Below are 21,509 nucleotides of genomic sequence, written 5' to 3'. Positions count from 1 at the left end.
AGACAGCAGGACAGAGTGACGGGAGTCGCTGGGTGGCGCGTACGGATGTGCGGAAAGAAGCGGACGACTCGCAGCCCAGCGGCTACGCGGCGGCCCGGCTGCGCCTCCTCACCGAGGGGGCGCGGTCCGGGCCGCCGCGCCGTGCGGCCCTCGCGGAACTGACCGACGACTGGCTCTCGGGGCTGTTCACCGAGGCGGCCGACGGGCTCAAGGGCGTCTCGCTCGTCGCCGTCGGCGGCTACGGCCGCGGCGAACTGTCCCCGCGCAGCGACCTCGACCTCCTGCTGCTGCACGACGGAGACGACCCCGGCGCGGTCGCCGCCCTGGCCGACCGCCTCTGGTACCCCGTCTGGGACCTCGGCCTCGCCCTCGACCACTCCGTCCGCACCCCGGCCGAGGCCCGCAAGACCGCCGGAGAGGACCTGAAAGTCCACCTCGGCCTCCTGGACGCCCGCCACCTCGTCGGCGACCTCGGCCTCACCGCCGGACTGCGCACGGCCGTCCTGGCCGACTGGCGCAACCAGGCGCCCAAACGCCTCCCCGAACTCCAGGAACTCTGCGCCGGACGCGCCGAACGCCAGGGCGAGCTGCAGTACCTCCTGGAACCTGACCTCAAGGAGGCCCGCGGCGGCCTCCGGGACGCCACCGCCCTGCGCGCCGTGGCCGCCTCCTGGCTCGCCGACGCCCCCCGCGAGGGCCTCGCCGACGCCCGCCGGCGCCTGCTCGACGTCCGCGACGCCCTGCACCTGGCCACCGGCCGCGCCACCGACCGGCTCGCCCTCCAGGAACAGGACCAGGTCGCGGCCGAGCTGGGCCTGCTGGACGCCGACACCCTGCTGCGGCAGGTGTACGAGGCGGCGCGCGTGATCTCGTACGCCAGTGATGTCACCTGGCGCGAGGTGGGGCGCGTTTTGCGCTCGCGCGCCGTCCGCCCGCGCCTGCGCGCCATGCTGGGCGGCACACGGCCGCCCGCCGAGCGTTCCCCGCTGGCCGAGGGTGTGGTGGAGCAGGACGGTGAGGTGGTGCTCGCCCGTACCGCGCGCCCCGAACGAGACCCCGTGCTCCCGCTGCGCGCAGCGGCCGCCGCCGCGCAGGCCGGACTCCCGCTCTCCCTGCACGCCGTCCGGCGCATGGCCGGCACCGCGCGCCCCCTGCCCACCCCCTGGCCCGCCGAGGCCCGCGAACAGCTGGTGACCCTGCTCGGCTCCGGCCGCCCCACCGTCGACGTCTGGGAAGCCCTGGAGGCCGAGGGCCTGATCAGCCGCCTCCTGCCCGACTGGGAGCGGGTCCGCTGCCGCCCCCAGCGCAACGCGGTCCACCTCTGGACCGTCGACCGGCACCTGATCGAGACCGCCGTCCGCGCCTCCGAACTGACCCGCCGGGTCAGCCGGCCCGACCTGCTCCTCGTCGCCGCCCTGCTGCACGACATCGGCAAGGGCTGGCCCGGCGACCACTCCGTGGCCGGCGAGATCATCGCCCGGGACGTCGCCGCCCGCATCGGCTTCGACCGCGCGGACGCGAGCGTGCTCTCCACACTCGTACGGCACCACCTGCTGCTCATCGAGACCGCCACCCGCCGCGACCTGGAGGACCCCGCCACCGTCCGCTCGGTCGCCGAGGCCGTCGGCACCCAGAGCACTCTGGAACTCCTGCACGCCCTCACCGAGGCGGACGCCCTCGCCACCGGCCCCGCCGCCTGGTCGTCCTGGCGCGGCTCCCTCGTCACCGACCTGGTACGGCGCGTGGCCGCCGTCCTCGCCGGGGACGCCCCCGACGAACCCGAGCCCGCCGCGCCCACCGCCGAGCAGGAGCGCCTCGCCATCGAGGCCTACCGCACCGACGGCCCGGTCCTCGCCCTGCGTGCCCAGCCGGAACCGCCGTCCGAGGACGAACCCACCGGGGAGCCCGAACCGCTCGGCGTCGAACTGGTCATCGCCGTACCGGACCAGCCGGCCGTGCTGCCCGCGGTCGCCGGCGTCCTCGCCGTGCACCGCCTGACCGTCCGCACGGCCGAACTGCGCACCCTGCGCCTGCCCGACGACGTCGACGACGACTCCGTACTGCTCCTGAACTGGCGGGTCGCCGCCGAGTACGGCTCCCTGCCCCAGGCCGCCCGGCTGCGCGCCGACCTCGTCCGCGCCCTCGACGGCTCCCTCGACATCTCCGGCCGCCTCGCCGAACGCGACGCGGCCTATCCGAGGCGCCGTGGCTGGGTGGCGCCGCCGCCCCGGGTCACCGTGGCCTCGGCGGCCTCCCACCACGCCACCGTCATCGAGGTCCGCGCCCAGGACGCCCCCGGCCTCCTGCACCGCATCGGCATGGCCCTGGAGAAGGCGGGAGTGCGGGTGCGGAGCATGCATGTGTCGACCTTGGGGTCCAACGCGGTGGATGCGTTTTATGTCACTACCGGCGCGGGCACGCCGCTGCCAGGAGAGGACGCGGGGTCGCTGGCGCGGGTGCTGGAGGAGACTCTGCGGGGATGACCCTTCCCCGGTGACTTCGACGCCGGGATACCCTGGAGGGCGATTCCCTGAAGCCATCACCGACCCCGAGGACCGCGAGCGCCGTGTTCGACACTCTCTCCGATCGCCTGTCAGCGACTTTCAAGAACCTGCGCGGCAAGGGACGGCTCTCCGAGGCGGACATCGACGCCACCGCGCGCGAGATCCGCATCGCGCTCCTCGAAGCCGATGTGGCCCTGCCGGTCGTCCGCACGTTCATCAAGAACGTCAAGGAGCGCGCCCTCGGCGCCGAGGTCTCCAAGGCGCTGAACCCCGCCCAGCAGGTCCTCAAGATCGTCAACGACGAGCTGGTGACCATCCTGGGCGGCGAGACCCGGCGCCTGCGGTTCTCCAAGCAGCCCCCCACCGTGATCATGCTGGCGGGTCTGCAGGGTGCCGGTAAGACCACCCTCGCGGGCAAGCTCGGCCGGTGGCTGAAGGAGCAGGGCCACTCGCCGCTGCTGGTCGCCGCCGACCTCCAGCGCCCGAACGCCGTCAACCAGCTGGCCGTCGTCGCCGAGCGCGCCGGCGTCGCGGTCTACGCGCCCGAGCCGGGCAACGGCGTCGGCGACCCGGTCAAGGTCGCCAAGGACTCCATCGACCACGCGAAGTCCAAGGTCCACGACATCGTGATCGTGGACACCGCCGGCCGCCTGGGCATCGACCAGGAGATGATGCAGCAGGCCGCGGACATCCGGGACGCGATCGGCCCCGACGAGATCCTTTTCGTCGTCGACGCGATGATCGGTCAGGACGCCGTCAACACCGCCGAGGCCTTCCGCGACGGCGTCGGCTTCGACGGCGTGGTGCTCTCCAAGCTCGACGGTGACGCCCGCGGTGGTGCGGCCCTGTCGATCCGCCAGATCACCGGCAAGCCGATCATGTTCGCGTCGAACGGCGAGAAGCTGGACGACTTCGACGCGTTCCACCCGGACCGGATGGCCTCCCGCATCCTCGACATGGGTGACCTGCTCACCCTGATCGAGCAGGCGGAGAAGACCTTCAGCCAGGAAGAGGCCGCCAAGATGGCCTCGAAGCTGGCGTCCAAGAAGGGCCAGGACTTCACCCTGGACGACTTCCTGGCCCAGATGGAGCAGGTCAGGAAGATGGGTTCCATCTCCAAGCTGCTCGGCATGCTTCCGGGCATGGGCCAGATCAAGGACCAGATCCAGAACATCGACGAGCGGGACGTCGACCGCACCGCCGCGATCATCAAGTCGATGACCCCGGGCGAGCGCCAAGACCCGACGATCATCAACGGCTCCCGCCGCGCCCGTATCGCCAAGGGTTCCGGCGTCGAGGTCGGCGCGGTGAAGAACCTGGTCGAGCGGTTCTTCGAGGCCCGCAAGATGATGTCCCGCATGGCGCAGGGCGGCGGCATGCCGGGTATGCCGGGCATCCCGGGCATGGGCGGCGGCCCCGGCCGGACCAAGAAGCAGCCGAAGAAGGCCAAGGGCAAGCAGCGTTCCGGCAACCCGATGAAGCGTCGGCAGCAGGAGCTGGAGGAGGCCCAGCGCCGCGAGGCGGCCGCGCAGGGCGGCAATGCCTTCGGTCTGCCGCAGCAGGGCGGTCAGGAGTTCGAGCTTCCGGACGAGTTCAAGAAGTTCATGGGCTGAGCGGCCACCGGTCGTTCCGGGCCTGACCGGCCCCGTCGTACGTCCCCGAGGGCGCCCTTCTCCGGAAGGGCGCCCTCGGGCGTTCCTGCAGGTGCCGGGCGCCGAAGCGTGTCGTAACGTCCCGATATGACCAACCCTGCGCCGCCGCGCAAGTCCCCCGAACAGCCCTGGCGTACCGAGGGCGCTCCCGAGGAGCCGTCGAAGCAGCCGGGTGGGGGGAGACTGCGCGGGGGCTGGTGGCGTCTGATCGTCACCGCGCTGGTGGTGTACCTGATCGCCAACCTGGTGCTGTCGTACGTCGATCAGGCCAACGAGCCGACGATCTCCTACACCGAGTTCAGCAGACAGGTGGGCGACGGCAATGTCGCCAAGATCTACGCCAAGGGCGACTCGATCCAGGGGCAGCTCAGGAAGAAGCAGGCCAAGCCGGGTGGCGGCGGCGATTACACGAAGTTCAAGACGGAACGTCCGTCCTTCGCGAACGACGACCTCTGGGCCAACCTGACCAAGCACGACGTCACCGTCACGGCCCAGCCCGTCGTCCAGCACCGCAGCTTTCTCGCCAATCTGCTGCTCTCGCTCGCGCCGATGCTGCTGCTGGTCGCCGTGTGGGTGTTCATCGCGCGGCGGATGAGGGCGGGGCTCGGCGGGCCGGGCGGCATGCTCGGCCGCAGGGCGCCGCCGAAGCCGGTGGAGCTGGTGCCGGGGGAGAAGCGCACCACCTTCGACGACGTGGCCGGCATCGACGAGGTCGAGGGCGAGCTGAGCGATGTCGTGGACTTCCTGAAGAACCCCGACGCCTATCGCCGCATGGGCGCCAAGATGCCCCGCGGTGTGCTGCTCGCGGGTCCGCCCGGCACCGGCAAGACCTTGCTCGCGCGGGCCGTCGCGGGAGAGGCCGGCGTGCCGTTCTTCTCCGCCTCCGCCTCCGAGTTCATCGAGATGATCGTGGGCGTCGGCGCCTCCCGGGTGCGGGAGCTGTTCGCGGAGGCCCGCAAGGTCGCCCCGTCGATCATCTTCATCGACGAGATCGACACCATCGGCCGGGCCCGTGCCGGCGGCTCCGGCGTGGGCGGTCACGACGAGCGCGAGCAGACCCTGAACCAGATCCTCACCGAGATGGACGGCTTCTCGGGCTCCGAGGGCGTCATCGTCCTCGCCGCCACCAACCGCGCCGACATCCTCGACCCGGCGCTCACCCGGCCCGGCCGCTTCGACCGGGTGGTCCAGGTCTCGCCCCCGGACCGGGGCGGCCGCGAGGCCATCCTGGAGATCCACACCCGCGACATCCCCCTCGCCCAGGACGTCGACCTCGCCCAGGTCGCCCGGACGACCCCGGGCATGACCGGCGCCGAACTGGCCAACCTCGCCAACGAGGCCGCGCTGCTGGCGGTCAAGCGCAAACAGCACGCGGTGACCCAGTCCGACATGTCCGAGGCCCTGGAGAAGGTCCAGCTCGGCGCGGAACGGCCGCTGGTGATGCCCGAGGAGGAGCGCCGACGCACCGCCTACCACGAGAGCGGACACGCCCTGCTCGGCATGCTCCAGCCCGGCGCCGACCCGGTCCGCAAGATCACCATCGTGCCGCGGGGCCGGGCCCTCGGCGTCACGCTGTCCACTCCGGAGGCGGACCGGTACGCGTACACCGAGGAGTACCTGCGCGGCCGGATCATCGGCGCGCTCGGCGGCATGGCGGCCGAGCACGTCGTCTACGACGTGATCACCACCGGCTCCGAGAGCGATCTGGAACAGGTCACCAACATCGCGCGCGGAATGGTCTCCCGCTGGGGCATGAGCGAGGAGGTCGGCCGCCTCTCCGCGCTCCCCAACGACGCCCAGCAGGCCTACGGGCTCGCCGCCGCGCCGGGGACCCTCGACGTGATCGACGACGAGATGCGCAGGATCGTCGACGAGTGCTACGAGGAGGCGTGCCGCAAACTCCGTGACCACCGCGACCAGCTGGACGCGCTGGCGCAGGCGCTGCTGGAGAACGAGACCCTGGAGGAGGCGGACGCGTACCGCATCGCCGGCATCCCCCGCCTGACCAAGGACACCGACTCCGAGCCCTGACCGACTCCGAGTCCCGGCCGGCTACGGCTTGCGGGCGATCAGGTAGCGGAACACGTTGGGCATCCACACCGTGCCGTCCGGGCGTCGGTGCGGGTGCAGTGCCTCCGTCAGTTCCTTGTCCACCTGCTTGCGGTCGGTCGCCGTGATCGCCGCGTCGAACAGCCCCGTCGACAGCAGCCCGCGTACGGCGCTGTCGAGGTCGGCGTACCCGAACGGGCAGGCGACCCGGCCGGAGCCGTCGGGCCTCAGTCCGGCGCGCTGGGCGACCTCCTCCAGGTCGTCGCGGCGGGCCGGCCGCCAGCTGCGCGCGCTGCGCAGCGGGTCCGCCAGCTTGGTGGCCACCCGCAGCACCGAGGAGGTGGCGCATCGCTCCGGCGGGCCCCAGCCGGCCAGCACGACGGCCGCCCCGCGTTCCGCCAGGGGCAGCGTGCAGGCGAGCAGTTCGCCGAGGCCGTCGGAGTCCCCGGCGAGGCAGCCGACCGGCTCGAAGACGGTCACCAGGGTGTACGCGGGCGGCTGTGCGCCGGCCGTGTCCGCGGGGGAGCCGTCGAGGATTCTTGTGCCTGTACGCGCGCGCGTGCCGGGTGGCGTGTCCGGCAGCAGGCGCTCGCGCGCGAGGGCGAGCCGTTCGGGTGAGGTGTCGACACCGGTGACCGCGGCCCCTCTGGAGGCGGCCATCAGCAGGGCGAGCCCGGTGCCGCAGCGCAGGCCCAGCAGCCGGGTGGCCGGGCCCACTTCGAGCCGGTCGTACACGGCCTCGTAGAGCGGGACCAGCATCCGTTCCTGGATCTCGGACCAGTCACGCGCGCGTGCGCACAGGTCCTCGCGGGGTGGTACGGAACCCGCGTGAGGCACGTGCTCCCGCACGAGCGTAGGTGTCATAGGTAAGCGCCCCAATCCGCCGACAGTTCGCCGCAGTGCCCGATTGCGTGGCCCCCGTGCCGTGCGCTCGCACTCCCCACGTATGTCAGGTAACTCCCGGCTCGCGGAGTCGTCCAGGGGTCGTGGGGCCCTGCTTCCAGGCTGGGGCCCGGTGTGGCGAGATTTCACATCCCGGCAATCCGGGGGACGGGCCGGTGCCGGGGCCCGAGCAGGCACCGGGTAACGTCGCAGGCGTTCGCGGCGCTGAGTGAGACAGCGGCCCGGTCCGCGAGAGCGGCCGAAACAGCTCTTGCGCATCCGTCGACCACGGCCGTGCCGGTGCCTGGACCAGGGCGGAGCGCGGGGTCGTACGTCAGACTACGCACCGGCTTGGTACGAGCTGTGCGGCTTCTCCGCAGATCAGCGCACCCGCCCTCGTCAGGACGCATCAGCGACAACTGACGGGTAAGTGCAAATTATTTGGGATGCCCCGGAATAGGAACACAGCGGCACCTCCGCTCGTTGTCATTACGTGAGCACGACACAGACACCACCTGTTCTCGCCGCAGAGCTGGCACAGGCGTGGGCCGACATTCAGCGGTACCACCCCGAACTGCCGGACCTTGCCGCGCCAGAGTCCCTGATCGGGGAGTCGTCGTCCGCGTGCGGTCACGAACTCTCCTTCGAGCGACTGCTCCATGAGGCAGTCCATGGCATCGCCGCCGCCCGAGGGGTCCGTGACACCTCCCGCGCCGGCCGGTACCACAACCGCCGCTTCCTCGCCATCGCGGAGGAACTGGGCCTGGACCACCCCGAGGAACCGCACCCCAGCAGCGGTTTCTCGCTGGTCACGCTCAACCCCGAGGCGAAGCGGCGTTACCGCCCGACCATCGAGCGCCTCCAGCGCGCGCTGAAGGCCCACACGGTGGCCACCTCCGCCGACACGAGCCGCACCTTCCGGGGCCCGGCCGCCCGTCACGGCTCCTCCGGTGGCGGCGTCCGCGTCAAGGCGGTCTGCGACTGCGGCCGCAACGTCCGGGTGGTTCCGTCGGTCCTCGCCCAGGCGCCCATCGTCTGCGGCGGCTGCGGCAAGCCCTTCCGCATCCCCGAGGTCGTGGTGGCGGCGGCAAGCTAGCGGTACGGCTGCTCGTGGCAGCCGTACCGCCCGGCTCGGCGGCAACTGCACAGCACCGGGCAGCGCACCCGACGTCCCTCACCTCCGCGCCGGGTGCCTCCCCGGCATGCCCAGCCGCGGCTCAGCCCCCCTCGACCACCCTCAGCCACCCTCGGCCGGAAGCGACCCGCGGGGTATGGCACAATGGCTAGCTGTACTCGACAGCCGCACAGGACCCCTCTCTCCTCCGGCTGACGCGTCCATCGGGCACTCGGGTACCGCAACCCCACGCGGCAATCTCGCCGTGCCCAACCACGTCAAATCCAGGAGAACCCACTCCCGTGGCAGTCAAGATCAAGCTGAAGCGTCTGGGCAAGATCCGTTCGCCTCACTACCGCATCGTCGTCGCCGACTCCCGCACCCGCCGTGACGGCCGTGCGATCGAGGAGATCGGCAAGTACCACCCGACCTACAACCCGTCGGTCATGGAGGTGGACGCCGAGCGCGTGGCGTACTGGCTGGGTGTCGGCGCGCAGCCGACCGAGCCCGTCCTCGCCATCCTGAAGAAGACCGGCGACTGGCAGAAGTTCAAGGGCGAGCCGGCCCCCGCGCCGCTGCTCGTCGCGGAGCCCAAGGCCACGCGTCCGTCGTTCGAGGCTCTCGGCGGTGACGACGAGGGCAAGGGTGAGGCGATCACCCAGAAGAAGAAGGCTGAGAAGAAGGACGAGGCGGCTGCCGAGTCCGAGTCGACCGAGGCCTGAGCAGCATGCTCGAAGAGGCGCTTGAGCACCTCGTGAAGGGCATCGTCGACAACCCTGACGATGTGCAGGTCGCCTCGCGCAACCTGCGCCGCGGGCGCGTGCTGGAGGTCCGGGTCCACCCCGACGACCTCGGCAAGGTGATCGGCCGCAACGGCCGCACCGCGCGTGCCCTGCGTACCGTCGTGGGCGCCATCGGCGGCCGCGGTGTCCGCGTCGACCTCGTCGACGTGGACCACGTCCGCTGACGCTTCATCGCAACCGGCTCGGGCCGGGGAGGGCCACTGGCCGTCCCCGGCCCGAGTCGTATGAGCAGGACACCGGGCAGGAGATGACAGGAGAATTGGACTCGTGCAGCTGGTAGTCGCACGGATCGGCCGTGCCCATGGCATCAAGGGCGAGGTCACCGTCGAGGTACGTACCGACGAGCCGGAGCTGCGGCTCGCCCCGGGCGCCGTCCTGGCCACCGACCCGCCCTCCGCCGGGCCGCTCACCATCGCCACCGGCCGCGTGCACAGCGGCCGCCTGCTCCTGCGCTTCGAGGGCGTCAGCGACCGCAACGGCGCCGAGGCCCTGCGCAACACCCTGCTGATCGCCGAGATCGACCCCGAGGAACTCCCCGAGGGCGAGGACGAGTACTACGACCACCAGCTCATCGACCTCGACGTGGTCACCGAGGACGGCACGGAGGTCGGCCGGATCACCGAGATCTCGCACCTGCCCTCCCAGGACCTCTTCATCGTCGAGCGCCCGGACGGCAGCGAGGTGATGATCCCGTTCGTGGAGGAGATCGTCACCGACATCGACCTGGCGGAGCAGAAGGCGGTCATCACGCCCCCGCCGGGCCTGATCGACGACCGCGCGGTGATCGACTCGACCCGGGACGCGGCGGAGGACTCGGCGGACTCGGCGGACTCGGCGGAGGAAGAGTCCTGATGCGCCTCGACGTCGTCACGATCTTCCCCGAGTACCTGGAGCCCCTGAACGTCTCCCTGGTCGGCAAGGCACGCGCGCGCGGGCAGCTGAACGTCCATGTGCACGACCTGCGGTCCTGGACGTACGACCGGCACCACACGGTCGACGACACGCCGTACGGCGGCGGCCCCGGCATGGTCATGAAGACCGAGTCGTGGGGAGACGCCCTGGACTCGGTCCTCGCCGACGGCTACGAGACGGGCTCCTACGCGCCCGCCCTGATCGTCCCCACCCCCAGCGGCCGCCCGTTCACCCAGGAGCTGGCCGTCGAGCTGTCCGAACGCCCCTGGCTGATCTTCACCCCGGCCCGCTACGAGGGCATCGACCGGCGCGTGATGGACGAGTACGCGACCCGGATGCCGGTCTACGAGGTCTCCATCGGCGACTACGTCCTCGCCGGCGGCGAGGCGGCCGTCCTCGTCATCACCGAGGCCGTCGCCCGGCTGCTGCCTGGCGTCCTCGGCAACGCCGAGTCCCACCGGGACGACTCCTTCGCGCCCGGCGCGATGGCGAGCCTCCTGGAAGGCCCCGTCTACACCAAGCCGCCCGTCTGGCGCGGCCGGGACATCCCCGAGGTGCTGCTCAGCGGCCACCACGGCAAGATCGCCCGCTGGCGCCGCGACGAGGCCCTGCGGCGTACGACGGCCCACCGGCCCGACCTGATCGAACGCTGCGACCCCAAGGCCTTCGACAAGAAGGACCGCGAGATGCTCTCCATCCTGGGCTGGTCCCCGGACCCGGAGGGCGAGCCGTACGGCCGATTTTGGCGCAGGACCGAGGCCGTGGAAGAATAGACCGCTGCTGTGCGTCCGTCCGGCGTGCGCCCCTGCCACAGGGGGACACGACGCCCGTCCCGACCCGCACACGGCTTCATGCAAACACCTAGCTCCCGTTGATGACCTGTGGCATCAGCGAAGAAAGCAGACGAAATGTCTCACCTGCTCGACACCGTCGACGCCGCGTCGCTGCGCAGCGACATCCCGGCCTTCCGCCCGGGTGACACCGTCAACGTCCACGTGCGCGTCATCGAGGGCAACCGCTCCCGTGTGCAGCAGTTCAAGGGCGTTGTGATCCGCCGCCAGGGCTCCGGTGTCCGCGAGACCTTCACGGTCCGCAAGGTCTCGTTCTCCGTCGGCGTCGAGCGCACCTTCCCGGTGCACACCCCGATCGTCGAGAAGATCGAGCTCGTCACCCGCGGTGACGTGCGTCGCGCCAAGCTGTACTACCTCCGTGACCTGCGCGGCAAGGCCGCGAAGATCAAGGAGAAGCGCGAGAGCTGAGCGCTCGCCGGGGTTCATGGGAAGGCCGGATAACATCTGGCTCCGATGGACACCGAAGCACAGCCGACGGAACGCGACCGTTCCTCCCGTCCCGGGACACCGGGGCCGGAGGGCCGGTCGCGTTTCGCGTTGGTGTCGCGGATCGCCGACTGGCTGCCGGGCGGCCGGATCACCCTCACCCTCTTCGTCTGCCTGGTTCTCCTTCTGCTCCTCAACACGTTCGTGGTGCAGCCGTTCCAGATCCCCAGCGGATCGATGGAGCAGGGATTGAGGATCGGGGACCGCGTGCTCGTAAATAAGTTGGCGTACCGTTTCGGTGCCCAGCCGAGCCGCGGTGACGTGGTTGTCTTCGACGGGACCGGGTATTTCGGGGACGCCGACTACGTCAAACGCGTTGTCGGAGTGGGGGGCGACCACGTGGTCTGCTGTGACAAGAAGGGGAGGCTCGAGGTGAACGGCCGGTCGGTCGACGAGACGGCGTTCCTGTATCCCGGGAACCCCCCGTCCACCGTGCCCTTCGACGTCGTCGTACCCGCGGGGCGCCTTTTCCTGCTCGGCGACCACCGCAGCGACTCCAGTGACTCCCGCGACCATCTCGGCTCGCCCGGCGGCGGCATGATCCCCGTCGGCGACGTCATCGGCCGCGCCGACTGGATCGCCTGGCCCTCCGGCCACTGGACGCACCTGACGCGGCCCTCCGCCTACGCGCGCGTACCGGACGCCGGCGAAGCCGCCGGCGCGGGTGCGCATGCCGCCGGGGCGGGTGCGCATGGGTAACCGCGGCAAGCCGCGCGGGGTGCCCAGCTCGCCCGCCGACGATCTGCTGCCCACCGGCTCCCGTCGTACCTCCACGCCGGGCGGTGGCCGTACGCGCGCGGAGCGGCGCAAGCTCCAGCGCAAGGTCAAGCGCAAGCGCAGGCGTTCAGCCGTTCGGGAGATCCCTCTTCTGGTCGGTGTCGCCGTCCTCATAGCGCTGGTCCTGAAGACCTTCCTCGTCCAGGCGTTCGTGATCCCGTCCGGCTCCATGGAGCAGACGATCCAGATCGGCGACCGCGTCCTGGTCGACAAGTTCACCCCGTGGTTCGGCTCCGAGCCGCAGCGCGGGGACGTCGTCGTCTTCCACGACCCGGGCGGCTGGCTCAAGGACGAGCAGACCACCAAGAAGAACGACCCCGTCGTCGTCAAGCAGGTCAAGGAAGGCCTCACCTTCATCGGCCTGCTGCCCTCCGACAACGAGAAGGACCTGATCAAACGGGTCATCGCGGTCGGCGGCGACCACGTCAAGTGCTGCGACGCGCAGGGCCGGGTCACCGTCAACGGCGTGCCGCTGACCGAGGGCGACTACATCTATCCGGGGGACCAGCCCTCGGCCACCCCCTTCGACATCACCGTCCCGAAGGGGCGCCTGTGGGTGATGGGCGACCACCGGGGCGACTCCGCGGACTCCCGCTACCACCAGGACACCCCGTACAGGGGAACCGTCTCCGAGGACTCGGTGGTCGGCCGGGCCATGGTCATCGGCTGGCCCATCGGGCACTGGACCCGTCTGGAGGAACCTAAAACCTTCGCAAGCGTCGCCGACTCCGTGTCGGGGGCGACGGCGGGCCCTCGGCTGTCGCATAGGGTTGCCCCCGACGATCCGAACGCATTGAACCGGCTCCCGACCCCTGCGGAACTCCCGCTCGTTATGGGAGTGGTGGGCCTGCACCGGCTATGGGGCAGGCGGCGGCACAGAGTAAGGAGTTGGCGTGGGGGATGTGGCGGTTGGCGCACGGTCGGGACACGACGGCGAGGAGTACCGCGGGCACCCCGTGGAGGCGAACGTCCCCGCCGCGGACGAGGCCGTGAACTCCGGGAACGGCTTCGCGGTGGCTGACGACGGCACGCCGGAGGACCGGCGGCCCCGGACCGGGAGCGCCGAGGGCGAGGGCACGGACGAGACCGCGCACCAGCCGAAGAAGCCGCGCTCCTTCTGGAAGGAGCTGCCGATCCTGATCGGCATCGCGCTGGTCCTGGCGCTGCTGATCAAGACGTTCCTGGTGCAGGCGTTCTCGATCCCGTCGGACTCGATGCAGAACACCCTCCAGCGGGGTGACCGCGTCCTGGTCGACAAGCTCACCCCGTGGTTCGGATCCGAGCCGGAGCGCGGCGAGGTCGTCGTCTTCCACGACCCGGGCAACTGGCTGGCGGGCGAGCCCGCGCCCAACCCGAACGCCCTGCAGAAGGTCCTCAGCTGGATCGGTCTGATGCCGTCCGCCGAGGAGAAGGACCTGATCAAGCGGGTCATCGGGGTCGGCGGCGACACGGTCGAGTGCAAGAACACCGGCCCGCTGCTGGTCAACGGCCACGCGTTGAACGAGCCGTACGTGTACCCCGGCAACACCCCGTGCAGCCAGGACGACTCGGGCGGTCAGTTCAAGGTGAAGGTGCCCAAGGGCTTCATCTGGGTGATGGGCGACCACCGCCAGAACTCCCGCGACTCCCGCTACAACCAGGGCGACAAGTACCACGGCATGGTTCCCGTGGACAAGGTCGTCGGCCGCGCGATCGTCAAGGCCTGGCCGGTCAACCGCTGGGGCACCCTGCCCGTCCCGGACACCTTCGACCAGCCCGGTCTCGGTCAGCAGTCCTCCGCGGCGCGGTCCCTCGCGGCGGCACCCGAGGGCATCGCGGTGGCGGCGGTGCTGCCGGTGGCGGTGTGGCGGTTCCGGCGGGCCGGCCGCCCGGAGGCCAAGAAGCGGTAAGCGACGGCCCGGGCCGCGCAAGAGGGGCTGCCCCTGCTCGGTACCGCCGGGTAGGGTGCGGGTCCATGGGTGGCGAGAGCACGACGCGTACGGCCCCGCGCAGCGCGGGCACAGGCACGGCACAGGCGGGCGGCGGCCGGCTCGGGCAGCGGCTGTCCGGGGTGGCCGTCGCAGTGGGTCTGCTGCTGTTCCTCGGAGGTTTCGTCTGGGGAGCGCTGGTCTACCGGCCGTACACCGTGCCCACCAGCTCGATGACCCCCACGATCGACGCCGGTGACCGGGTCCTGGCCCAGCGCGTCGACGGCAGCGAGGTCCGGCGCGGTGACGTGGTCGTCTTCGAGGACAAGAGCTGGGTCACCAACGCCAGCGTGGTCAAGCGGGTCGTCGCGGTCGGCGGCGACACCGTCTCCTGCTGCACCGACGGCAAGCTCACCGTCAACGGCAAGCAGATCGACGAGCCGTACCTGCCCGAGGGCTCCCTGGCCGAGATCAAGAACTTCCCGACCGTGACCGTCCCGAAGGGCCGGCTCTTCCTGCTCGGTGACGAGCGCCAGGGCTCCCTGGACTCCACCGCCCACCTCACCGACGCCGCCGGCGGCACGGTCTCCCGCGACGCCGTCTCCGCGCGCGTCGACTCCGTCATCTGGCCCATGAAGGGCCTGCTCAAGCGCCCCACCGGCTTCGAGACGCTCGGCGCCCTCTCCCAGCCGGGCCCGGTCGAGACCATCGAGCTGATGATCGTCGTCGGCGCCGTCCTGGTCCTCGCCGGGGGCGCGTACGGCCCGATCGCGGCACGCCTGGGCCGCTCCCGCAACCGGACCCGCCCGGAGTCCGCCGGTGCCCGCTGAGACGCCCGCCGGGGCCCCGGCCGGGACCACCGCAGGGGCCGCGGGGACGGGCGAGGGCACCGACGAGGACGTGTACGAGGGCGGCCTGCGCAAGGTGGCCCGGGTGGTCCTGCTCGATCCCCAGGACCGCATCCTCCTGCTCCACGGCCACGAGCCGGGCGACCCGGCCGACGACTGGTGGTTCACACCCGGAGGCGGTCTGGAGGGCTCCGAGACCCGCGAGGAGGCCGCGCTGCGGGAACTGGCCGAGGAGACCGGGATCACCGATGTGGCACTCGGTCCCGTGCTGTGGCGCCGGCGGTGCTCCTTCCCGTTCGCGGGACGCCGCTGGGACCAGGACGAGTGGTACTACCTGGCCCGTACGACCCAGACGGCCACCGCGGCCCTGGGCCTGACGGAGCTGGAGCGGCGCAGTGTCGCCGGAGCGCGCTGGTGGACGTGTCAGGAACTGACCCGTGCACATGAGACGGTGTATCCGACCAGACTCGCCGAGCTGCTGCGTACGCTGCTCGACGAAGGTCCCCCGGCCAGGCCTGTGACCCTTGACACGGAAATCGTCTGAGGGTTCGTCGGACTGGCGCACAATGGTGGGATCGCACGGCTGAAGGGGAACATGCCATGAGCGCCGAGGACCTCGAGAAGTACGAGACCGAGATGGAGCTGAAGCTCTACCGGGAGTACCGAGACGTCGTCGGTCTGTTCAAATACGTGATCGAGACCGAACGGCGCTTCTACCTCACCAACGACTACGAGATGCAGGTGCACTCGGTCCAGGGTGAGGTGTTCTTCGAGGTGTCCATGGCGGACGCCTGGGTCTGGGACATGTACCGACCGGCTCGCTTCGTCAAGCAGGTCCGCGTCCTCACGTTCAAGGACGTGAACATTGAGGAGCTGAACAAGAGCGATCTGGAACTCCCGGGCGGGTGACGGGGTTATCCACAACCGCTGAACCGTCCACCAAGATCAACATCTTGGGGCGCGCTGCGTGACGGTTGGCACCGGAGGTGGTGCCGACATGAGCAACGCACGCAGTGCACTCGGCAGGTACGGCGAGGACCTGGCCGCGCGGCGGCTGACCGAAGCCGGGATGACGGTCCTGGAGCGCAACTGGCGCTCCGGCAGGACCGGTGAGATCGACATCGTGGCCCGGGACGGTGACGTCCTGGTCGTGTGCGAGGTGAAGACCCGCAGGAGCGGCTCCTTCGAGCATCCGATGGCCGCGGTCAGGCCCGAGAAGGCGGCCCGCCTGCGGGGCCTCGCCGAACGCTGGATCCACACCCACGGAGGAGCTCCGCCCGGCGGCGTCCGCATCGACCTCGTCGGCGTCCTCCTGCCCCACCGCGGCGCCCCCGCCGTCGAGCACGTGCGGGGGGTGGCCTGACATGGCATTCGCCCGCACATGCTCCGTGGCCCTCGTCGGCGTCGAGGGCGTGGTCGTCGAGGTCCAGGCCGACCTCGAACCCGGAGTCGCCGCCTTCACCCTGGTCGGTCTCCCGGACAAAAGCCTGACAGAAAGCCGCGACCGAGTCCGGGCGGCGGTGGTGAACTCGGGCGGCGAGTGGCCCCAGAAGAAGCTCACCGTCGGACTCAGCCCGGCCTCCGTGCCCAAGGCCGGCTCCGGTTTCGACCTGGCTGTGGCCTGCGCGGTCCTCGGTGCCGCGGAACGGATCGACCCCAGGGTCCTCGCCGACATCGTCATGATCGGGGAACTCGGCCTGGACGGCAGGGTGCGACCGGTCCGGGGCATCCTGCCCGCGGTGCTGGCCGCCGCCGATGCCGGATACGAACAGGTGGTCGTGCCGGAGTGCGCCGCCGCCGAGGCCGCCCTGGTCCCCGGGGTGTCCGTGCTCGGCATCCGCAGCCTGCGGCAATTGATCGCGATCCTGGCCGAAGAACCCGTACCCGAGGAGGAGCCGGACGATCAGGGACGCCCGGACCCCCTCCTGGCCGGTCTGCGCGTACCCGGCACGGGCGCGGCCACCGGCATGCACAGCGTCGGTGCCGCGCAGCACGAGCAGGACCACGACCTGGCCGACGTGGTGGGCCAGACCTCGGCGCGTACGGCGGTGGAGGTGTCCGCCGCGGGTGGGCATCACCTGTTCCTGGAGGGACCGCCGGGCGCGGGCAAGACCATGCTCGCGGAGCGGCTGCCCGCCGTGCTGCCTCGGCTCACCCGAGAGGAGTCACTGGAAGTCACCGCCGTGCACTCGGTGGCGGGGCTGCTGCCCCCGGGCAAGCCCCTCATCGACGTCGCGCCCTACTGCGCCCCGCACCACTCGGCGACGATGCAGTCCCTCGTGGGCGGCGGGCCGGGCATCGCGCGGCCCGGAGCGGTGTCGCTGGCCCACCGGGGTGTGCTGTTCCTCGACGAGGCCCCCGAGTTCCATGGCCAGACGCTGGACGCCCTGCGCCAGCCCCTGGAGTCGGGACACGTCGTGATCGCGCGCAGCGCGGGCGTGGTCCGGTTCCCGGCGAGGTTCCTGATGGTGCTGGCGGCCAACCCCTGCCCCTGCGGACGCTTCTCACAGCGCGACTCCCTGTGCGACTGTCCGCCGTCGGCGATCCGCCGCTACCAGGCCCGGCTGTCCGGTCCGCTGCTGGACCGGGTCGACCTCCGCGTCGAGGTCGACCCGGTCACCCGCGCCCAGCTCACCGACCCCGGCGCCCGGGGCGAGTCCACCGCGAAAGTGGCCGATCGGGTGCGGGCGGCCCGGGAACGGGCAGCAGCCCGTTTGGCCGGAACCCCCTGGCGCACCAACAGCGAGGTGCCCGGCCGGGAACTGCGCAGCCGCTTCCACGCCGCCGCCGGCGCGATGGACGAGGCCGAACGCAATCTGGAGCGGGGCGTGCTCACGGCGCGCGGGATCGACCGGGTGCTCCGTGTCGCCTGGACGGTGGCGGACCTCGTCGGCCACGACCGTCCGGACGCCGGCGACGTCTGCCTCGCACTGCAACTGCGCACCGGAGTTCCGCGAGGCGTGCCCATGGCCATCGGGGCCATGGCGTGAGCGCCGGAGCCGACCCGGACGGCGGGCTGCTCGGGAGGGTGTTTCTGGCTCGGGTGTTGGAGCCGGGGGATGAGGCCGGGGGGCGGTGGTTGCGGCAGTTCGGGGTGGGGGAGGTGGTGCGTCGGTTGCGGGACGGCGGTCCGGCCCTGCCGGGGGTGAGCGGGAAACGGTGGGGCGGGCTCGTGGCGCGGGCCGGGCGGGCCGAGCCGGAGCGGGATCTGGAGGTCGCGCGGGCTGTCGGCATACGGTTCGTATGTCCGGGGGACGCGGAGTGGCCGGGGCAGTTGGATGATCTGGGGGACGGACGGCCTACTGGGTTGTGGGTGCGCGGGATGCCCAGTCTGCGGATGTGGGCGCTGCGGTCCGTGGCCGTCGTGGGAGCGCGCGCCTGCACGGAGTACGGCGCCCACGCGGCAGCCTCCCTCGCCTCGGGGCTGGCCGAGCGGGGCTGGGTCGTCGTGTCCGGCGGCGCGTACGGGATCGACGGTGCCGCCCACCGCGGCGCCCTCGCCGTCGGCGGAGCCACCGTCGCCGTGCTGGCCTGCGGCGTCGACCGCCCCTACCCGCGCGGCCACACCGCGCTGATCAACAGGATCGCGGAACAGGGGCTGGTGGTCGGCGAGTTGCCGCCGGGCGATCATCCGACTCCGAGCCGGTTCATCCTGCGGAACAGAGTGATCGCGGCGCTCACGACGGGCACCGTCGTCGTGGAGGCCGCCTGCCGCAGCGGTTCCCTGGTCACCGCGCGGGCCGCCCAGCGCCTGGGACGGTTCACCATGGGCGTGCCCGGGCCCGTCACCAGCGCACTCTCCGCCGGCGTGCACGAACTGCTGCGCGGCGAGGCCGTCCTCGTCACCGACGCCGCGGAGGTCGTCGAGCTCGTGGGTGACATGGGCGACCTGGCACCGCCCCGGCGCGGCCCCGTCCTCCCCCGGGACCTGCTGGAACCGGCGGCCCGGACCGTCCTCGCCGCCCTCCCCGGCGACCGCGCGGCCCCCGCCGAGGACATCGCCGCCGACGCGCGGACCACACGGGACGAGGCGATCGCGAGACTGTACGAACTTCGAGCGCTTGGCTACGTCGAACGACACGGCGATGGCTGGAAGTTGACACGCCAGGCGATGATCTCGGTCCGGCAGCGCCCCGGCCCGTGCTGACCGAGCGTGTTCGGCCGTCCGGGGGAATCCCCTACGCCCTTGGGTTTTCCCGGAGTTGGCGCCCCCGTGCGGTCACACAGAGCGAGGCGTGCGGTGCGGTGATGCGCCCGGTGGACGCGCCCCGCGCGGGGGTGGAGCCTCACTGTTCGCGCACCGCGACTCCTCAGTCACGCTACGCTCACGAAAGTTCGGGCGCAGACCGCGCCAACTCGACATCAGACCGACAGCTCACCCAGGTGGCCCACTTCCCCCCACGACCTCCCAGCCCCTCTCGCTCCGCAGCACTTCAGAGCACTTCACGGCACTTCACGGCAGAACGGCACAAGGCGACGAATGCCCCAGCACACCTCCGGGTCCGACCGGGCGGCGATCCCCCCAGCCGCCCGCGACGGTGGCAGCGTGCGGCCGCCCGCTCCCTCGACGCTCGACGAGCTGTGGCGGTCGTACAAGGCGACGGGGGACGACCGGCTGCGGGAGCAGCTGATCCTGCACTACTCGCCGCTGGTCAAATACGTGGCCGGCCGGGTGAGCGTCGGTCTGCCCCCCAATGTGGAGCAGGCCGACTTCGTGTCCTCCGGGGTGTTCGGGCTGATCGACGCGATCGAGAAGTTCGACATCGACCGGGAGATCAAGTTCGAGACGTACGCGATCACCCGGATCCGGGGCGCGATGATCGACGAGCTGCGGGCGCTGGACTGGATCCCGCGGTCGGTGCGGCAGAAGGCGCGGAACGTCGAGCGGGCCTACGCCACGCTGGAGGCGCGGCTGCGGCGCACCCCGACGGAGGTGGAGGTCGCCGGCGAGCTGGGCATGGAGGTCGACGAGCTGCACGCCGTGTTCAGCCAGCTGTCGCTGGCCAACGTGGTCGCCCTGGAGGAGCTGCTGCACGTCGGCGGCGAGGGCGGGGACCGGCTCAGCCTCATGGACACACTGGAGGACACCGCCGCCGACAATCCGGTGGAGGTGGCCGAGGACCGGGAGCTGCGGCGGTTCCTGGCGCGGGCGATCAACACGCTGCCCGAGCGGGAGAAGACCGTGGTCACGCTGTACTACTACGAGGGGCTCACCCTGGCCGAGATCGGCAACGTCCTCGGGGTCACCGAGAGCCGGGTCAGCCAGATCCACACCAAGTCGGTGCTGCAGCTGCGGGCGAAGCTGGCGAGCTTCGGGCGCTGAGTCCTCCCCTCCGGGGTGGGCTGTCCGTAAAGTGGTTGACGTGCCAAGGATTCGAGCGGCCTCCGTGGCCGAGCACCGGTCGATGCAGCGAGCCGCCCTGTTGGACGCGGCTCGGTCGTTGCTGTCCGAGGGCGGGACGGAGGCGCTGACCTTTCCCGCGCTGGCCGAGCGCACGGGGCTGGCGCGGTCGTCCGTCTACGAGTACTTCCGGTCACGGGCCGCCGTGGTCGAAGAGCTGTGCGAGGTCGACTTCCCGGTGTGGGCCGCGGAGGTCGCGGCGGCGATGGAGCGGGCGGACTCGGCCGAGGGCAAGGTCGAGGCGTATGTGCGGCAGCAGCTGGCGCTGGTGGGGGACCGGCGGCACCGGGCCGTCGTGGCGATCTCCGCGAGCGAGCTGGACGCGGGGGCGCGGGAGAAGATCCGCGCCGCGCACGGCGGGCTGGTCGCGATGGTCGTCGAGGCGCTGGGAGAGATGGGGCACGAGCAGCCCCGGCTGGCGGCGATGCTGCTGCAGGGAGTCGTGGACGCGGCCGTACGGCGCATCGAGCTCGGCGCGGCGGAGGATCCTGCGGTGATCACGAACGCCGCGGTCACCATGGCACTACGGGGCGTCCAGGGCTGACGTGCGCTGCGGCTGCCCGTAGCCCCGTAGCCCCGTAGCCACACCGCTACGCAGGGAGCGGCACTCCCAGTACCGGCAGCAGTCTCGACGGGCTCCTGTGCAGGAGCCATGGTGGGAGCAGCGACAAGGGGTCGAGGTAGGTCTCACCCCTCCGCAGGCCCCAGTGCACGCACGTAGCCGTTCCGCAGTGGGAGCCCGTCGGTTCCACCGTGCCCACCACCTCGCCCGCCCCCACCTGATCCCCCTTCCGCACCGACGGGCTCACCGGTTCGTACGTCGTCCGCAGATCCGTTCCCGTCAGTTCGACCGAGACCACGCCCCGCCCCGCGACCCGGCCCGCGAAGGACACCCGGCCGGGGGCCACCGACCGGACCGGGGCGCCGGGTGGTGCGCCCAGGTCCACGCCCCGGTGGCCGGGGCCGTACACCGTGGCCGGCGGCTCCCAGCCGCGAAGCACCACGGGCCGGACGCCCACCGGCCAGGCGCGGGCGACGGCCGGGACCGGAGGTCGTGGGGCCGGCGCGGGTAAGGGGCCCGGGGAGTCTGCCCAAGCCAGAGGCGTGAGCACGACGGCCGCCAGCCCCACCAGCAACCCCGCCCACACACCCGCCCGAGCTCCCGCCCGCGCTCCCGTCCTCGCACCCGCACGCCGCATCGCCAGTCGCCTCGCCATTCGCCTCACTCGTCGCATACGAGAAAGCCTCCCGTGAGCCGCCGATCTTGGCCGGGATCTGTGGACGACTCCCCGGTTGTGGACAGCCGCGTCACCCGGTGCCCTG

Annotated in this window: 22 protein-coding genes; 20 read left to right on the top strand and 2 right to left on the bottom strand. The window is 71.5% G+C overall.

Going from position 1 to position 21,509, the window contains the following annotated elements:
• Nucleotides 1-32: 32 nt before the first annotated feature.
• The 3 genes from ABZ865_RS26100 to ftsH all read left to right on the top strand — a co-directional run bounded on the left by ABZ865_RS26100 (nt 33) and on the right by ftsH (nt 6,187).
• The gene (locus ABZ865_RS26100; RefSeq protein ID WP_361234968.1) at nt 33-2,483 is read left to right on the top strand and encodes a [protein-PII] uridylyltransferase; all 2,451 of its coding nucleotides are present in this window, start codon (nt 33-35) and stop codon (nt 2,481-2,483) included.
• Between the two features lie 83 nt (nt 2,484-2,566).
• A complete protein-coding gene (gene ffh / locus ABZ865_RS26095) occupies nt 2,567-4,117 on the top strand; it encodes a signal recognition particle protein (protein WP_361234965.1) in 1,551 nt (516 codons plus the stop codon).
• A 126-nt stretch (nt 4,118-4,243) separates the two neighbouring features.
• Entirely contained in the window at nt 4,244-6,187 is a 1,944-nt protein-coding gene (ftsH, locus tag ABZ865_RS26090; protein ID WP_361234962.1) for an ATP-dependent zinc metalloprotease FtsH, read from the top strand.
• A gap of 21 nt (nt 6,188-6,208) precedes the next feature.
• On the opposite strand, the gene ABZ865_RS26085 is transcribed toward ftsH, so the two are convergent.
• Nucleotides 6,209-7,069 carry an SAM-dependent methyltransferase gene (locus ABZ865_RS26085; RefSeq protein WP_361234959.1) on the bottom strand — a complete coding sequence of 287 codons (861 nt, stop codon included), beginning with the start codon at nt 7,067-7,069 and terminating at the stop codon, nt 6,209-6,211.
• A 511-nt stretch (nt 7,070-7,580) separates the two neighbouring features.
• Between ABZ865_RS26085 and ABZ865_RS26080 the strand changes: the two genes are divergently transcribed.
• The 17 genes from ABZ865_RS26080 (at nt 7,581) to ABZ865_RS26000 (ending at nt 20,730) form a co-directional block, all read left to right on the top strand.
• The gene (locus tag ABZ865_RS26080) at nt 7,581-8,183 is read left to right on the top strand and encodes a hypothetical protein (RefSeq protein WP_361234956.1); all 603 of its coding nucleotides are present in this window, start codon (nt 7,581-7,583) and stop codon (nt 8,181-8,183) included.
• 320 nt (nt 8,184-8,503) lie between these two features.
• Nucleotides 8,504-8,923 (top strand): 30S ribosomal protein S16, encoded by a 420-nt coding sequence (gene rpsP / locus ABZ865_RS26075; RefSeq protein WP_361234953.1) that lies wholly within the window; start codon nt 8,504-8,506, stop codon nt 8,921-8,923.
• Nucleotides 8,924-8,928: 5 nt separating this feature from the next.
• Nucleotides 8,929-9,168, top strand: a complete 240-nt coding sequence (locus tag ABZ865_RS26070) for an RNA-binding protein (protein ID WP_003973401.1) — start codon at nt 8,929-8,931, stop codon at nt 9,166-9,168.
• Between the two features lie 103 nt (nt 9,169-9,271).
• Nucleotides 9,272-9,856 (top strand): ribosome maturation factor RimM, encoded by a 585-nt coding sequence (gene rimM / locus ABZ865_RS26065; RefSeq protein ID WP_361234950.1) that lies wholly within the window; start codon nt 9,272-9,274, stop codon nt 9,854-9,856.
• Nucleotides 9,856-10,689: a tRNA (guanosine(37)-N1)-methyltransferase TrmD gene (trmD, locus tag ABZ865_RS26060; protein ID WP_361234947.1), complete on the top strand. Its 834-nt coding sequence runs from the start codon at nt 9,856-9,858 to the stop codon at nt 10,687-10,689. Before rimM ends, trmD begins: the two co-directional genes overlap by 1 nt.
• Nucleotides 10,690-10,824: 135 nt before the next feature.
• Nucleotides 10,825-11,175 (top strand): 50S ribosomal protein L19, encoded by a 351-nt coding sequence (gene rplS / locus ABZ865_RS26055; protein WP_361234944.1) that lies wholly within the window; start codon nt 10,825-10,827, stop codon nt 11,173-11,175.
• Between the two features lie 45 nt (nt 11,176-11,220).
• Nucleotides 11,221-11,952 carry a signal peptidase I gene (lepB, locus tag ABZ865_RS26050; RefSeq protein ID WP_361234941.1) on the top strand — a complete coding sequence of 244 codons (732 nt, stop codon included), beginning with the start codon at nt 11,221-11,223 and terminating at the stop codon, nt 11,950-11,952.
• Nucleotides 11,945-13,051, top strand: a complete 1,107-nt coding sequence (gene lepB / locus ABZ865_RS26045) for a signal peptidase I (protein ID WP_361234938.1) — start codon at nt 11,945-11,947, stop codon at nt 13,049-13,051. Before lepB (ABZ865_RS26050) ends, lepB (ABZ865_RS26045) begins: the two co-directional genes overlap by 8 nt.
• Nucleotides 12,933-13,919, top strand: a complete 987-nt coding sequence (gene lepB, locus ABZ865_RS26040) for a signal peptidase I (protein ID WP_361234936.1) — start codon at nt 12,933-12,935, stop codon at nt 13,917-13,919. Before lepB (ABZ865_RS26045) ends, lepB (ABZ865_RS26040) begins: the two co-directional genes overlap by 119 nt.
• Nucleotides 13,920-13,984: 65 nt before the next feature.
• On the top strand, nt 13,985-14,767 hold the full coding sequence (gene lepB / locus ABZ865_RS26035; RefSeq protein WP_361234933.1) for a signal peptidase I: 783 nt from the start codon (nt 13,985-13,987) through the stop codon (nt 14,765-14,767).
• A gap of 70 nt (nt 14,768-14,837) precedes the next feature.
• Nucleotides 14,838-15,329, top strand: coding sequence for an NUDIX hydrolase (locus ABZ865_RS26030; protein ID WP_361235451.1), 492 nt, complete (start codon nt 14,838-14,840; stop codon nt 15,327-15,329).
• A 56-nt stretch (nt 15,330-15,385) separates the two neighbouring features.
• On the top strand, nt 15,386-15,694 hold the full coding sequence (locus tag ABZ865_RS26025) for a DUF2469 domain-containing protein (protein WP_003965949.1): 309 nt from the start codon (nt 15,386-15,388) through the stop codon (nt 15,692-15,694).
• An 88-nt stretch (nt 15,695-15,782) separates the two neighbouring features.
• Nucleotides 15,783-16,148 carry a YraN family protein gene (locus ABZ865_RS26020; RefSeq protein ID WP_361234930.1) on the top strand — a complete coding sequence of 122 codons (366 nt, stop codon included), beginning with the start codon at nt 15,783-15,785 and terminating at the stop codon, nt 16,146-16,148.
• Nucleotide 16,149: 1 nt separating this feature from the next.
• Nucleotides 16,150-17,775 carry a YifB family Mg chelatase-like AAA ATPase gene (locus ABZ865_RS26015; protein ID WP_361234927.1) on the top strand — a complete coding sequence of 542 codons (1,626 nt, stop codon included), beginning with the start codon at nt 16,150-16,152 and terminating at the stop codon, nt 17,773-17,775.
• The gene (gene dprA / locus ABZ865_RS26010; RefSeq protein WP_361234924.1) at nt 17,772-18,932 is read left to right on the top strand and encodes a DNA-processing protein DprA; all 1,161 of its coding nucleotides are present in this window, start codon (nt 17,772-17,774) and stop codon (nt 18,930-18,932) included. The genes ABZ865_RS26015 and dprA overlap by 4 nt, the downstream gene beginning before the upstream one ends.
• Nucleotides 18,933-19,265: 333 nt before the next feature.
• Nucleotides 19,266-20,108: an RNA polymerase sigma factor WhiG gene (whiG, locus tag ABZ865_RS26005; protein ID WP_361234921.1), complete on the top strand. Its 843-nt coding sequence runs from the start codon at nt 19,266-19,268 to the stop codon at nt 20,106-20,108.
• Nucleotides 20,109-20,172: 64 nt separating this feature from the next.
• Entirely contained in the window at nt 20,173-20,730 is a 558-nt protein-coding gene (locus ABZ865_RS26000) for a helix-turn-helix domain-containing protein (protein WP_361235448.1), read from the top strand.
• 46 nt (nt 20,731-20,776) lie between these two features.
• Here the strand turns inward: ABZ865_RS26000 and ABZ865_RS25995 are convergent, their stop codons facing one another.
• Nucleotides 20,777-21,322 (bottom strand): M23 family metallopeptidase, encoded by a 546-nt coding sequence (locus tag ABZ865_RS25995; RefSeq protein WP_361235445.1) that lies wholly within the window; start codon nt 21,320-21,322, stop codon nt 20,777-20,779.
• Between the last annotated feature and the right edge of the window lie 187 nt (nt 21,323-21,509).

It is taken from the genome of Streptomyces sp. NPDC047085 (assembly GCF_040643735.1).
Classification (GTDB): domain Bacteria; phylum Actinomycetota; class Actinomycetes; order Streptomycetales; family Streptomycetaceae; genus Streptomyces.
The sequence above is the reverse complement of the archived record's forward strand: the minus strand, read 5'-3'. Positions and strand labels throughout refer to the sequence as shown.